Below are 11,931 nucleotides of genomic sequence, written 5' to 3'. Positions count from 1 at the left end.
CCGCCTACCGTCGCCGCTGCCTCTCCTCCCGCACCCGGCGCAGCCGGTTGACCGTCACCGGGTCGTGCGCGAGCGCCCGCGGGTCGTCGAGCAACGCGTTCAGCAGCTGGTAGTAGCGGGTCGGAGAGAGGCCGAGCCGCTCACGGACCGCCCGCTCCTTGGCGCCGGGACCGGGCCAGGAGCGGCTTTCGAGGGCGAGAAGCGCCTGCTCACGCTCTCCGAGCCCACCGCCATCGCCGTCGAAGTCGGCGTCGGCTACGTCGTCAGCCGGTTCCCGGGCGTCGTCGGTGGTCATCCGGACTCCTTCGTGGATACCCCCACCTCTAGGTGGGGGAGGAAACGAAGCACCTGTGGAGCAGGGCTGGGAAGGGCGAATCGCCGTCAGGGTGATTCGTCGTCTGCCGCCGGAGCGGGCAGCGCGCCCTCCAGCAAGTACAGGATCTCGGCATTGATCGACCTGCGGTCCGCAGCCGCTTGCGCGACGAGACGGGCGTGGAGGTCTTCGGGAATGCGGAGTGCGAAACGAACCATGATGCCACTTTGACATCATGGCGACATTAAAGGAAGTGAGAGAGGCCGGGCACGCCCGGTTTACCTATCGCCTCCGCGTGTCGTCCAGCGCGAGGGCCGCGCTGAACGCGGAGCGGTCGCGATGCCGGTGGATCTGGAACGAGTCCGTCGCCAAGTCCAAGCAGACTCACCAGAACAACCGGGCGTTACCCGAAGGCGCGGACAAGTCGACGTGCGGCCCGGTTCAGCTCGCGAAAATGCTGACCGCGGCACGCGCCAAGAACGAGTGGCTTCGCGACGGCGCCCGCGTTCCGCGACAGCAGTTGATCCGCGACTTCGGAAAGTCCCGCGCCAAAGCGCTCAAGGACATCAAGGCCCGGCTTCCCATGCGGCAGCGGGCGGGGATGCCGAAGTACAAGAAGAAGCGCGAGAGCGCCCCGACGCTTGAGTACACCCGACGCGGCTTCCGATTGAAGGACGGCCGTCTGCACCTGGCGGGCGGCATCGCCGTCACCGTGGTGTGGTCGCGCGAACTGCCTTCCACCCCGTCCAGCGTGCGCGTCCACCGCGACAGCCTCGGGCATTGGTACGCCTCGTTCGTTGTCGCCACCGAGACCGAACCACTTCTCGCCACGGGCGCGGCGATCGGCATCGACTGGGGTGTGAAGGAAACCGCCACCACCACCAGCGACGCACACGATCTCCCCCGCGCACACCACGATGGACTGCGCAGACTGCGGAGCGAGAGCCAAGCACGCGCTGCCGCTGTCCGAACGCACCCACACGTGCACCGCGTGCGGAGTCTCCCGACCGAGGGACAAGAACTCCGCCAGCGTGATGCTCGTCCAGGCTGGTCTCGTACCCGGCCGGCGTTGATCTCGTAAGACCTGTCGGACCGCCGGTCCGCAGGCGAAGTGAGCCAGGAACCCCCGTCCTTCAGGAGGGGGAGCAGTCGAACGACCAACTCATTACTCGGCGGACTCCGCCGCGGTCGCCGCTCGGCCGATGGCGCCGAGGACGGCGGCGGGCTTGGCGTCGGGGGCGACGGCCTTGCCGATGTTCTGCTTGACGTTCTCGCTGACCTTGGCCCAGGAGGTCTTGCCGACCGGGGGGAGCTGGGCGTTGGGGAGGCCCTTGAGGAACGCGCGCAGGTTGGCGTACTCGGGGTCGGTCTCCATGCGGGTGGAGGCGCTGACGGTGACGGGCAGCAGGTCGTTGTCCCCGGCGAACTTGAGGACGTTCTCGTCGCTGAAGACGAAGTTGAGGAAGTCGCCGATCTCCCTGCGGTGGCCGTTCTGCTTGAAGCCCATGATCCAGTCGGCGACGCCCATGGAGGTCTTGGGCGTGCCGTCGGCGCCGGGCAGGGGGACCTGGCCGACCTTGACGCCCTTCTTGGTGGCTTCCTTGACGAGCGAGGGGTGGCCGTTGAGCATGCCGACGTCGCCGCGCGCGAAGGCGGCGAAGGCGGCCTTGCGGTTGAGCTTGCCGGGGGCGACGGGGCCGGTGAGGCCCTTGCCGACGAGCTGGGTCCGGAGCCACTCGAAGGTGCGGATGTTGGCGTCGGAGTCGACGGCGTAGTGGTCGGTGGCGTCGGTCCAGCCGCCGCCGCCGCTGAGCAGCCACATGAGCGTCTCGGCCTGGGCCTCCTCGGGTCCGAGGGGCAGCGCGAAGGGGGTGGGGACGCCCTCGTCCTTCAGCTTCTCGGCGGCCGCGGCCAGCTCGTCCCAGGTCGTGGGGGCCTCCAGCCCGGCCCGGTCGAAGAGGTCCTGGTTGTAGAAGAGGGGCCGGGTGGAGGCGACGAAGGGGAGGCCGTACTGGGTCCGCTCGGTCTCGCCGGCGGCGACGAGCGGGGCGAGGAAGTTGGCCTGGACGGGTATGGAGAGGATCTCGTCGGCGGCGTACAGCTTGCCTGCGGCGGCGTAGTCGGCGTAGGCGCCGATCTGGGCGATGTCGGGGGCGTTGCCGGCGGCGACCATCTCGGAGACCTTGCGGTCGACGTCGTCCCAGGACTCGACCTGGAGTTCGACCGTGACGCCGGGGTGCTTCGCCTCGAAGGCGGCGACCAGGTCGGTCCAGTACTTCTTGGTGGAGTCCCCACCGGTGAGGTCGTACTCGGCGGCGACCAGTCTGAGGGTCACGTCACCGGAGTCGCCCCCGAGGGAGCCGCACCCGGCGACCGTGCCGGTCAGTCCGAGGGCGGCGGCGGCCGCGGTCAGTCCAAGGAATCGTCGCCGCTCCACGGCTTCATCCACCTTTTGCTCGTCGTTGAGCTGCGCCGAGCGGAGTGTTCGCTCTTCGCAGGGCCGTAAGTCTCTCGCGGGCCGGGCATGAGGTCTACACCACTTGGGTATCACTTCCGCAACTCGGCACGGGGCTCGAATTTGTATCCGTACGTAACAATCCTCGGCAGTGGACTAGACCTTTTGGGTGGTCGCGCGACAGACTGTCCCCCGTGAGACACGTCATCGCCCTCGATGTGGGCGGCACCGGCATGAAGGCCGCCCTCGTCGGGGCGGACGGCACCCTGCTCCACGAGGCCCGCCGCGCCACCGGCCGCGAGCGCGGCCCCGAGGCGGTGGTCGAGACGATCCTCGGCTTCGCCGAGGACCTCCGCGCCCTCGGCCAGGAGCGGTACGGCGAGCCCGCCGCGGCCGCCGGAGTCGCCGTCCCCGGAATCGTCGACGCCGAGAACGGCATCGCCGTCTACGCCGCCAACCTCGGCTGGCGCGACGTTCCCATGCGCGAACTCCTCAGCGGCCGACTCGACGGCATCCCCGTCGCCCTCGGCCACGACGTGCGCACCGGCGGCCTCGCCGAAGGCCGCATCGGCGCGGGCAACGGCGCCGACCGCTTCCTCTTCGTCCCCCTCGGCACCGGCATCGCCGGCGCCATCGGCATCGGCGACCGCATCGAAGCCGGCGCCCACGGCTACGCCGGCGAGATCGGCCACATCGTCGTCCGCCCCGGCGGCACCGACTGCGGCTGCGGCCAGCGCGGCTGCCTGGAGCGCTACGCCTCCGCCTCCGCCGTCTCCCAGGCCTGGGCCGCCGCCAGCGGCGACCCCGACGCCGACGCCGCCGACTGCGCGAAGGCCGTCGAATCCGGCGACGCCACCGCCGTACGGGTCTGGCAGGACGCCGTCGACGCCCTCGCCGACGGGCTCGTCACCGCCCTCACCCTGCTGGACCCCCGCACCCTGATCATCGGTGGCGGTCTCGCCGAGGCCGGGGAAACCTTGTTCACACCACTCCGGGCCGCGGTGGAGGAGCGAGTCACGTTCCAGAAGCTGCCCGCCATCGTCCCGGCGGCCCTCGGGGACACCGCCGGATGCCTGGGCGCGGGCCTCCTCGCCTGGGACCTGCTCGCCGACCAGCCCCCCACCGACTCGGAGGTTTCCGCCTGATGGCCGATCACAAGGTTCTCGCCGGCGCACACGTCGTGCTGCCCACCGGGATCGTCGAGAACGGACGCGTGATCGTCGCGGGCGACCGCATCGCGGGCTCCTCCCCCGAGGGCGCCCCGACCGTCGACCTGACCGGCCACTGGCTCGTCCCCGGCTTCGTCGACATGCACAACCACGGCGGCGGCGGCGCCTCCTTCACCTCCGGCACCGCCGACGACGTCCTCAAGGGCGTCCACACCCACCGCCTGCACGGCACGACCACCGTCGTCGCCTCCTTCGTCACCGGCGAGATGGACTTCCTCACCCAGCGGGCCGGACTGCTCTCCGAACTCGCCGAGCAGGGCGAGCTCGCCGGCCTCCACTTCGAGGGCCCGTTCATCTCCCCCTGCCGCAAGGGCGCCCACGACGAGACGCTGCTCCGCGACCCCGACCCGGCCGACGTCCGCAAGCTGATCGACGCCGCCCGCGGCCAGGCCAAGATGGTCACCCTCGCCACCGAACTGCCCGGCGGCCTCGACTCCGTACGCCTCCTCGCCGAGCACGGCGTGATCGCCGCCATCGGCCACACCGACGCCACGTACGAGCAGACCGTCGCGGCCATCGACGCCGGCGCCACCGTCGCCACGCACCTGTACAACGCGATGCCCGCCCTCGGCCACCGCGCCCCCGGCCCGATCGCCGCCCTCCTGGAGGACGAGCGGATCACCGTCGAGCTCATCAACGACGGCACCCACCTCCACCCCGCCGCCCTGGAGCTCGCCTTCCACCACGCGGGCCCCGAGCGCGTAGCCTTCATCACCGACGCCATGGACGCCGCCGGCTTCGGCGACGGCCGCTACATGCTCGGCCCGCTGGAGGTCGAGGTGAAGGACAGCGTCGCCCGCCTCGTCGAGGGCGGCTCCATCGCCGGCTCCACCCTCACCCTGGACCGCGCCTTCAAGCGCGCCGTCACCATCGACGGCCTCCCCGTCGAATCCGTCGTCCAGGCCATCTCCGCCAACCCCGCCCGCCTCCTCGGCGCCTACGACCGCGTCGGCTCCCTGGAACCCGGCAAGGACGCCGACATCGTCGTCCTCGACGCCGACTTCGACCTCAAGGGCGTCATGCGCAAGGGCGAGTGGATCGTCGACCCGACGGCGGCCGCAACGGTCTGATCAGGAGTCATGCGCGAGGGCGGTCGGTCCGGGGGTCTGGGCCGATCGCCTTTCGTTTGGCATGATCAGTGCCCGTCGAAGCGGTCGTTCCACAGCCTCCCCACGGAGTACGGAGCGAGGAGTACGGAGTACGGGGGTGGGACAGGTGATCCTGACGGTCACCCTCAACACGGCACTGGACCTGACCTACCGGGTCCCCGCCCTCGTGCCGCACGCCTCCCACCGGGTCACCCAGGTCATCGAACGCCCCGGCGGCAAGGGCCTCAACGTCGCCCGGGTGCTCGCCGCCCTCGGCCACGAGACGGTGGCCACCGGCTTCGCGGGCGGCGCCACCGGCGCGACCCTGCGGGAGCAGCTCGCGGCGACGCCCGTACGCGACGAGCTCGTCGAGACCGCGGGCCCCACCCGCCGCACCGTCGCCGTCGTCGACGCCGCGACCGGCGACACCACACAGCTCAACGAACCGGGCCCGGCCGTCACACCCGCCGAGTGGACCGCCTTCCGCACCCGCTTCACCGAACTCCTCGACGGGGCAAGGGCAGTGGCGCTCTGCGGCAGCCTCCCGCCCGGCATCCACGTCGGCGCCTACGCCGAACTCGTCCGGCTCGCCCGCGCCGCCGCCGTGCCCGTCCTCCTCGACACCAGCGGCGAACCCCTCCGCCGCGGCATCGCCGCCCGCCCCGACCTCGTCAAACCCAACACCGACGAACTCGCCCAGCTCACCGGCTCCCGCGAACCCCGCCGCGCCACCCGCGACGCCCGCCGCCGCGGCGCCCACGCGGTGATCTCCTCGCTCGGCCCCGAGGGCCTCCTCGCCGCCACCCCCGAAGGGCTCTGGCACGCGGCCCCGCCGGCCCCGGTCCGCGGCAACCCGACGGGCGCCGGCGACTCGGCCGTCGCCGGCCTCCTCGCCGGCCTCGTCGACGGCACCCCCTGGCCCGAACGCCTCGCCCGAGCCGTCGCCCTCTCCGCCGCCACCGTCCTCTCCCCGGTCGCCGGCGAATACGACGCCGCGGCCTACGAGGAACTACTGCCGCGGGTGAAGGTCACGGAGGAGCCCGAAGCCGCCTGAGGCTTCGCGGGGCCGCCCGATCAGGAGGCCCCGACGGTCGCCTACCGGGTGTGGCCGGCCTCCAGGTACACCTGGTCGAGGATCGCCTCGCAGGTGTCGCCCGCTTCGCAGGAGATCTTGAGCGCGTTGGCGCCCTTGTTGAGGTTCACGTAGGCGTACGTGTAGGTCCAGCCCTTCTCCCAGTCGCCTTCGGCGGCCTTCGCGAAGTTGGACATGTTCAGGGCGCGCGGCGTCTCACCGTTGACCGTCAGCGAGGTCTTGGCGTCCTTGCCGGGCACGCTGTACGTGATGCGCAGCGTGTACTCGCCGGTGTTCGGCACGTCGACCGACCAGCTCGCGGAGCCGCCCGCCCCGTTGAAGCTCACGTAGGCGCCGTTCGTGCCCTTCGCGCCCTTCACGTCGGTCCCCGTGGTGGCCACACCGCCCAGCATGAGCGTCGCCGCGTCCTGCTTGGGGAGCTCCTCCGGAGTCTTCTCGGCGCTCGGCTCGGTGCTGGGCGTCTCGGAGACCTGGGAGGACGTGGCCGTGGGGGTGGTCCCGCCGGCCCGCTTGTCCTTGTCCTTGTCGCCCGAGTTGGTGATGACGGCGGCGGCGATGCCGACGACGACGACCGCGACGACGGCGACGGCGCCGATCAGCAGGCCGCGGGTGTTGGGGCCGCGGCCGGAGCCGCCGCCGCGCTGGGGCGGGATCGGGGACTGGCGGGTCTGCTGGCCGCCGTAGGTCTCGGGCGCGGCGTACTGCGCCTGCGGCTGGCCGTAGGGGGCCTGCTGCTGCGGCGGGACGTACGGCTGCTGCTGGCCGTACTGGCGTTCGCCGACCGTTCTGACCTGGTTGTACGAGGTCCGGGGCACGCCGGGCTGGGCGGGGGCGGGGCCGGGGTAGCCGTAGCCACCGCCCTGCGGGGGCTGGGCGCCCGCTGCCTGGCCGTCCGCGTAGAGATAGCCGAACGGATCTTCGTCCTCGGGCTTGTTCGCGCCGTCGTTACCGGCAGCCATCCGGGTCACCTCTCCATGCTCGTCGGCCGTCGCCGACCGGCCGAGCCTACCCCGAACGGGCGAGCGCTCGGCTCAGCCCGCCCGCCGGTGGACCTTGGCACGGGAGCGCTTCTCCACGTACATCCGCTGGTCGGCGGAGTTCAGGACCTCTTCGACGGTCATCCCGCACTCGGCCCATCCGATGCCGAAACTGGCGCCGACGCGGACCGCCCGCCCGTCCACCCGGATCGGCGGGATGATCGCGTTGCGGAGGCGTACGGCCAGGTCGGCGGCGTCGGCGGCGCCGAGGCCGTCGGCGAGGACGACGAACTCGTCACCGCCGAGCCGGGCGACGGTGTCGCCGTCCCGCACGCCGGTGGTGAGCCGGCGCGCGACCTCGATGAGGACGGCGTCGCCGGTGTGGTGGCCGAACCGGTCGTTGATCGACTTGAAGCCGTCGAGGTCGCAGAAGAGGACCGCGAGCCCCTTGGTACCGTCGTCGACCTCGCCGCCCGTGGGGGCGACCGCGTGGACGTGGTGGTCGTACGGCCCGGCGCCGCCCGCCGGCTCGAACCCGAAGCCGTGCTCGTGCTCGTGCTCGTACGGCTGCGGTTCGTACCCGGAGTCGTAGGCGGTGTCGTAGGAGGCTTCGTGGCCGGTCGCGTAGCCGCCGTCCCGGGCGGAGTCGTACGCGCCGTACGCGGCCTCGTCCCCGGGCGCCGACGGGCGCTCGCAGATGCGGGCGGAGAGCCGGGAGCGCAGCTCGGCGCTGTTGGGCAGGCCGGTGAGGGCGTCGTGCGAGGCGCGGTGGGCGAGCTGGAGCTCGTGCCGCTTGCGCTCCTCGATGTCCTCGACGTGGGTGAGGAGGAAGCGCGGCCCGTCGGCGGTGTCGGCGACGACCGAGTTCCGCAGGGAGACCCAGACGTACGTGCCGTCGCGCCGCCCGAGCCGCAGCTCGGCCCGGCCGCCCTCGGCGGAGGTCCTGAGCAGGGTGCCGATGTCCTCGGGGTGGACGAGGTCGGCGAAGGAGTAGCGCCGCATCACGGACGCGGGCCGACCGAGGAGCCGGCACAGGGCGTCGTTGGTCCGCAGCAGCCGGCCGTGCTGGTCGCCGCCCATCTCGGCGATCGCCATGCCGGAGGGGGCGTACTCGAAGGCCTGCCGGAAGGACTCCTCGCTGGCCCGCAGGGCCTGCTGCTCGCGCTCCAGGCGGACCAGGGCGCGCTGCATGTTGGAGCGGAGGCGTGCGTTGCTGATGGCGATGGCCGACTGGGAGGCGTACATCTGGAGCGCCTCCTGGCCCCAGGGGCCCGGGTGCCGGCCGTTGCGCGGGCGGTCGACGGATATGACGCCGAGGAGCTCGCGGCCGGAGCCGGAGGCGTACATCGGGGCGTAGAGCCGGTCGTGCGGGTGCCACTCGTCCTCGAAGCGGGGCGCCGGGCCGTCGGTGTGCCACTGGGGGACGTCGTCCTCCATCAGCACCCAGCCCTCGGTGTGCGGGATGAACCGCAGGTCCCCCCAGGCCGACCCCATGGACAGGCGTCGATCCCAGGAGGCACGGGAGCCGACCCGGCCGGTGATCAGGGCCTCGGCGGCGGAGCTTCCGGCGAAGGCGGCGACGACCAGGTCACCGTCGGGGCGTACGAGGTTGACGCAGGCCAGCTCGTAGTTGAGGCCCGCGACGACACCGTCGGCGACGGTCTGCAGGGTGTCCGCCAGGCTGCGCGCAGTGTTGAGGTCCGCCACGACCTGATGCAGCTGCCGCAGGGTCGAGAGACGGACGTACGGCTCCGACTCGGTCTCCATCGCTCGCTCTCCCCGAGACCTCGACAGCAACTCCAGGGTTCTCATCGGCTACGTGTGCACTGTCACTGCCACTGAATCACAGCGAGCTGCGCACCCGGTACACAGGGTCAGCAAATACTGGCCTCTGTGACTCAAGTCACAGCAGATCATGGCGGGTCGCACCTTTCCCCCTGAGGCCTCCCGCCATAGGGCGCGAAGGGCCGCCCACCGCGCCCCGGACGGCGCTTTTCGGACAGGGCCTCGGACGGGGCCTAGGTCCGGCGAGGGGTGCCGGACTGGTCCCCGGGCCCGATGCGGCGGACGCCGACACCGCAATAGCGTGCTGGTGTGCTGCAGAAGACCCCCGCCCCGCCCCCCGTGTCCGACCTGGCCATCCCCCATGCTGAGGGGGTGAGCAACGACGAGTTCCGGGCGGCCATGTCCCGCCTCGCGTCCGGCGTGGTCCTGGTGACCGCGCACGACCCCGACGACGGCCCGCGCGGCGAGGACGTCGGCATGACGGCCACCGCCTTCATGTCGGTCTCCCTCGACCCGCCCCTCGTCCTGGTCAGCCTGCGCAACGGCTCCCGCATGGACGACCTGCTCACCGACGTCCCCGTCTGGGCCGTCTCGATGCTCGCCGAGGACCAGCGGCACGTCGCCGGCCGCTTCGCCATGAAGAACCGCGTCAGCGACCGCCTCCTCTTCGCCGACCTCCCCCACACCCGCGGCGAGGAGAGCGGCGCCCCCCTCATGGGCGGCGCGCTCGCCACCCTGGAGTGCCGCACCGAGAGCCGCGTCGTCGCCGGCGACCACACCCTCGTCGTGGGCCGCGTCCTGACGGCCACCCTGCCCCCGGCCTCGGAGAACGGCCCGCTGACGTACTTCCAGGGGAAGTACCGCCACTTGTCGTAGGTCGTAGGGGTGCCGGTACGGGCGCCGGGCGGGCTCCGGGATGCGTGTCCCTGGATGCGTGTCCCTGGATGCGCGTCCCGGGAGCCGCGTCCCCGTAGGCACGTCCCCCGTGGTGCCCTCAGCTCCAGTCGCGGGACTGCCGGGTCTTCTTCGTCTCGGAGCGCTGCTTCTTCTCGCGCAGCCGCCGCTCGTTGATCCCGCGCGGGATCTTCGTCGGCCGGCGGGGCTTCGGCGGCGGGGCCGTCGCCTCGGCGAGCAGCGCGGCGAGGCGCACCGCCGCCGTCTCGCGGTTGCGCCACTGGGAGCGGTGCTCCGAGGCGCGGACCGACACGACGCCGTTGACCAGGCGGGAGGCGAGGCGCTCCAGGGCGCGCGCCTTCCACACCTCGGGGAGCGACTCGGTGGCCGCGAGGTCGAAGCGGAGCTCCACCTGCGAGTCGCTGGTGTTGACGTGCTGCCCGCCCGGCCCCGACGACCGCGAGAAACGCCACTGGAGCTCGGCCTCGGGAAGCGAGACGGAGCCGCGGATGGGATACGGACCGGACATGCCCTCCATGTTCCCCGCAGGGGGCCATGGGAGTCATCCTGTTTTCGGCGGAAACCCAGCGGGAAACCCTGCGGGAGACCGGACGGAACCCGGGCGGGCACCCGCACGGGACACCGGACGGGAATCCGCACGGGAACCGCCGGAGCCGCGCACGCGTTTCTCCAGGCGACGACATCACGATGAAAGGGACTTTCCATGGCTGTGAGCCTGTCCAAGGGCGGCAACGTCTCCCTGACCAAGGAGGCCCCGGGCCTCGCCGCCGTCACCGTGGGCCTCGGCTGGGACGTCCGCACCACCACCGGCACCGACTTCGACCTCGACGCCTCGGCGATCGGTGTGGACGCCGCCGGCAAGGTCGCGTCCGACGCGCACTTCGTCTTCTTCAACAACAAGTCGACGCCCGACCAGACCATCGTCCACACCGGTGACAACCGCACCGGCGAGGGCGGCGGCGACGACGAGCAGATCAACGTCAACCTCGCGGCCCTCCCGCCGAACGTCGACAAGATCGTCTTCCCTGTCTCCATCTACGACGCGGTCGCCCGCTCGCAGAACTTCGGCCAGGTGCGCAACGCGTACATCCGCATCGTCAACCAGGCCGGCGGCGCCGAGCTCGCCCGCTACGACCTCTCCGAGGACGCGGCCGTCGAGACCGCCATGGTCTTCGGCGAGCTCTACCGCAACGGCGCCGAGTGGAAGTTCCGCGCCGTCGGCCAGGGCTACGCCTCCGGCCTGGAGGGCATCGCCCGCGACTTCGGCGTCAACCTCTGATCCGTCGCACGCCTGACACGGCGCACGACCGTTCCGGCGCACGACCGTTCCGGCGCACGCCTGACGCGTCGCGTGACGGGTCGCGCCACTGATCGGTCACACGCCTGATCCGTCGCACGACGATAGAGCCCCGGCCGGGAATCCCGGCCGGGGCTCTACCCTTTCCCGCGTGATCGTCGAAGCCCTCGCCCCCAAGGCCCTGGAGGACGGCGCCGCCCTCCCCGGCACGCTGCTCACCGAACTCACCGCGCTGTACGCGTCGAACGAGGAGTTCCAGCAGCTCACCGGCGACTTCCCGGACCCGTCCGACATCCGGCCCGAACAGGTCGCGGCCGCACTCGCCGACGACCTCGCCCAGCCCACCGCCGAGGTGCTGCTCGCCCGTTCCGAGGGCCGCCTCGTGGCCGTCGCCGTCACCCTCGGCCGCCATCCCGACCCGGCCGACCCCGACCCGTGGCTCGGGCTCCTCATGGTCCACGCGGACGAACGGCGCTCGGGCCACGGCCGCCGGCTCGCCACGTACGTCGAGGACCGCTTCCGCGCCGCCGGCCGCACCGGGCTGAAGCTCGCCGTCCTGGAGAACAACCCCGAGGCCCTCGCCTTCTGGACCTCCCTCGGCTACGAGGAGACCGCCCGCCGCCCCGACCTCGCCCACGGCCGTCCGTGCGTGGTGATGCGCAGGTCCCTCGCCCGGGAGGACACCCCCTAGATGAATGAGTCCGATGTATTCAGTGGTCGTAGGCGATCAGTGAGCGTTTGACTGCGGCGTCGGTGGTCCAGTTGTGCCAGATGCCGGC

The 11,931-nt window shown here is 71.9% G+C and carries 12 protein-coding genes and 1 pseudogene; 7 read left to right on the top strand and 6 right to left on the bottom strand.

Translation table 11 applies throughout. The annotated features are described in order from the left end of the window. Positions 1-4 precede the first annotated feature (4 nt). Both ACIQFX_RS35520 and ACIQFX_RS35515 read right to left on the bottom strand, forming a co-directional pair. A complete protein-coding gene (locus ACIQFX_RS35520) occupies positions 5-295 on the bottom strand; it encodes a DUF3263 domain-containing protein (protein WP_402471900.1) in 291 nt (96 codons plus the stop codon). A gap of 86 nt (positions 296-381) precedes the next feature. Continuing rightward, positions 382-531, bottom strand: coding sequence for a FitA-like ribbon-helix-helix domain-containing protein (locus tag ACIQFX_RS35515; protein WP_402471898.1), 150 nt, complete (start codon positions 529-531; stop codon positions 382-384). 17 nt (positions 532-548) lie between these two features. On the opposite strand from ACIQFX_RS35515, the pseudogene ACIQFX_RS35510 reads away from it, so the two are divergent. Beyond that, positions 549-1,414 (top strand): annotated as a pseudogene (locus ACIQFX_RS35510) (RNA-guided endonuclease InsQ/TnpB family protein); the annotation flags it as partial. A gap of 64 nt (positions 1,415-1,478) precedes the next feature. On the opposite strand, the gene ACIQFX_RS35505 reads toward ACIQFX_RS35510, so the two are convergent. Beyond that, positions 1,479-2,762, bottom strand: a complete 1,284-nt coding sequence (locus ACIQFX_RS35505; protein ID WP_402471897.1) for an extracellular solute-binding protein — start codon at positions 2,760-2,762, stop codon at positions 1,479-1,481. Between the two features lie 200 nt (positions 2,763-2,962). Between ACIQFX_RS35505 and ACIQFX_RS35500 the strand changes: the two genes are divergently transcribed. The 3 genes from ACIQFX_RS35500 to ACIQFX_RS35490 all read left to right on the top strand — a co-directional run bounded on the left by ACIQFX_RS35500 (position 2,963) and on the right by ACIQFX_RS35490 (position 6,139). Continuing rightward, positions 2,963-3,913 (top strand): ROK family protein, encoded by a 951-nt coding sequence (locus ACIQFX_RS35500; RefSeq protein WP_402471895.1) that lies wholly within the window; start codon positions 2,963-2,965, stop codon positions 3,911-3,913. After that, a complete protein-coding gene (gene nagA / locus ACIQFX_RS35495) occupies positions 3,913-5,067 on the top strand; it encodes an N-acetylglucosamine-6-phosphate deacetylase (RefSeq protein WP_402471893.1) in 1,155 nt (384 codons plus the stop codon). The genes ACIQFX_RS35500 and nagA overlap by 1 nt, the downstream gene beginning before the upstream one ends. A gap of 145 nt (positions 5,068-5,212) precedes the next feature. Further along, positions 5,213-6,139 (top strand): 1-phosphofructokinase family hexose kinase, encoded by a 927-nt coding sequence (locus tag ACIQFX_RS35490; protein WP_402472129.1) that lies wholly within the window; start codon positions 5,213-5,215, stop codon positions 6,137-6,139. Positions 6,140-6,180: 41 nt separating this feature from the next. Here the strand turns inward: ACIQFX_RS35490 and ACIQFX_RS35485 are convergent, their stop codons facing one another. Both ACIQFX_RS35485 and cdgB read right to left on the bottom strand, forming a co-directional pair. Continuing rightward, positions 6,181-7,137, bottom strand: coding sequence for a CBM35 domain-containing protein (locus ACIQFX_RS35485; RefSeq protein WP_402471891.1), 957 nt, complete (start codon positions 7,135-7,137; stop codon positions 6,181-6,183). Positions 7,138-7,209: 72 nt separating this feature from the next. Then, the gene (gene cdgB, locus ACIQFX_RS35480) at positions 7,210-8,922 is read right to left on the bottom strand and encodes a diguanylate cyclase CdgB (protein ID WP_402471888.1); all 1,713 of its coding nucleotides are present in this window, start codon (positions 8,920-8,922) and stop codon (positions 7,210-7,212) included. 327 nt (positions 8,923-9,249) lie between these two features. On the opposite strand from cdgB, the gene ACIQFX_RS35475 reads away from it, so the two are divergent. Beyond that, a complete protein-coding gene (locus tag ACIQFX_RS35475) occupies positions 9,250-9,816 on the top strand; it encodes a flavin reductase family protein (protein WP_402471885.1) in 567 nt (188 codons plus the stop codon). Between the two features lie 118 nt (positions 9,817-9,934). On the opposite strand, the gene arfB is transcribed toward ACIQFX_RS35475, so the two are convergent. Continuing rightward, entirely contained in the window at positions 9,935-10,372 is a 438-nt protein-coding gene (arfB, locus tag ACIQFX_RS35470; RefSeq protein ID WP_402471883.1) for an alternative ribosome rescue aminoacyl-tRNA hydrolase ArfB, read from the bottom strand. Positions 10,373-10,558: 186 nt separating this feature from the next. Between arfB and ACIQFX_RS35465 the strand changes: the two genes are divergently transcribed. Beyond that, entirely contained in the window at positions 10,559-11,134 is a 576-nt protein-coding gene (locus ACIQFX_RS35465; protein WP_362564016.1) for a TerD family protein, read from the top strand. 169 nt (positions 11,135-11,303) lie between these two features. Next, entirely contained in the window at positions 11,304-11,843 is a 540-nt protein-coding gene (locus ACIQFX_RS35460; RefSeq protein WP_402471880.1) for a GNAT family N-acetyltransferase, read from the top strand. The last annotated feature ends 88 nt before the right edge of the window (positions 11,844-11,931 follow it).

This window comes from Streptomyces sp. NPDC093089 (assembly GCF_044754405.1).
GTDB lineage: Bacteria > Actinomycetota > Actinomycetes > Streptomycetales > Streptomycetaceae > Streptomyces.
This window is presented reverse-complemented; position numbering and strand designations above follow the sequence as displayed.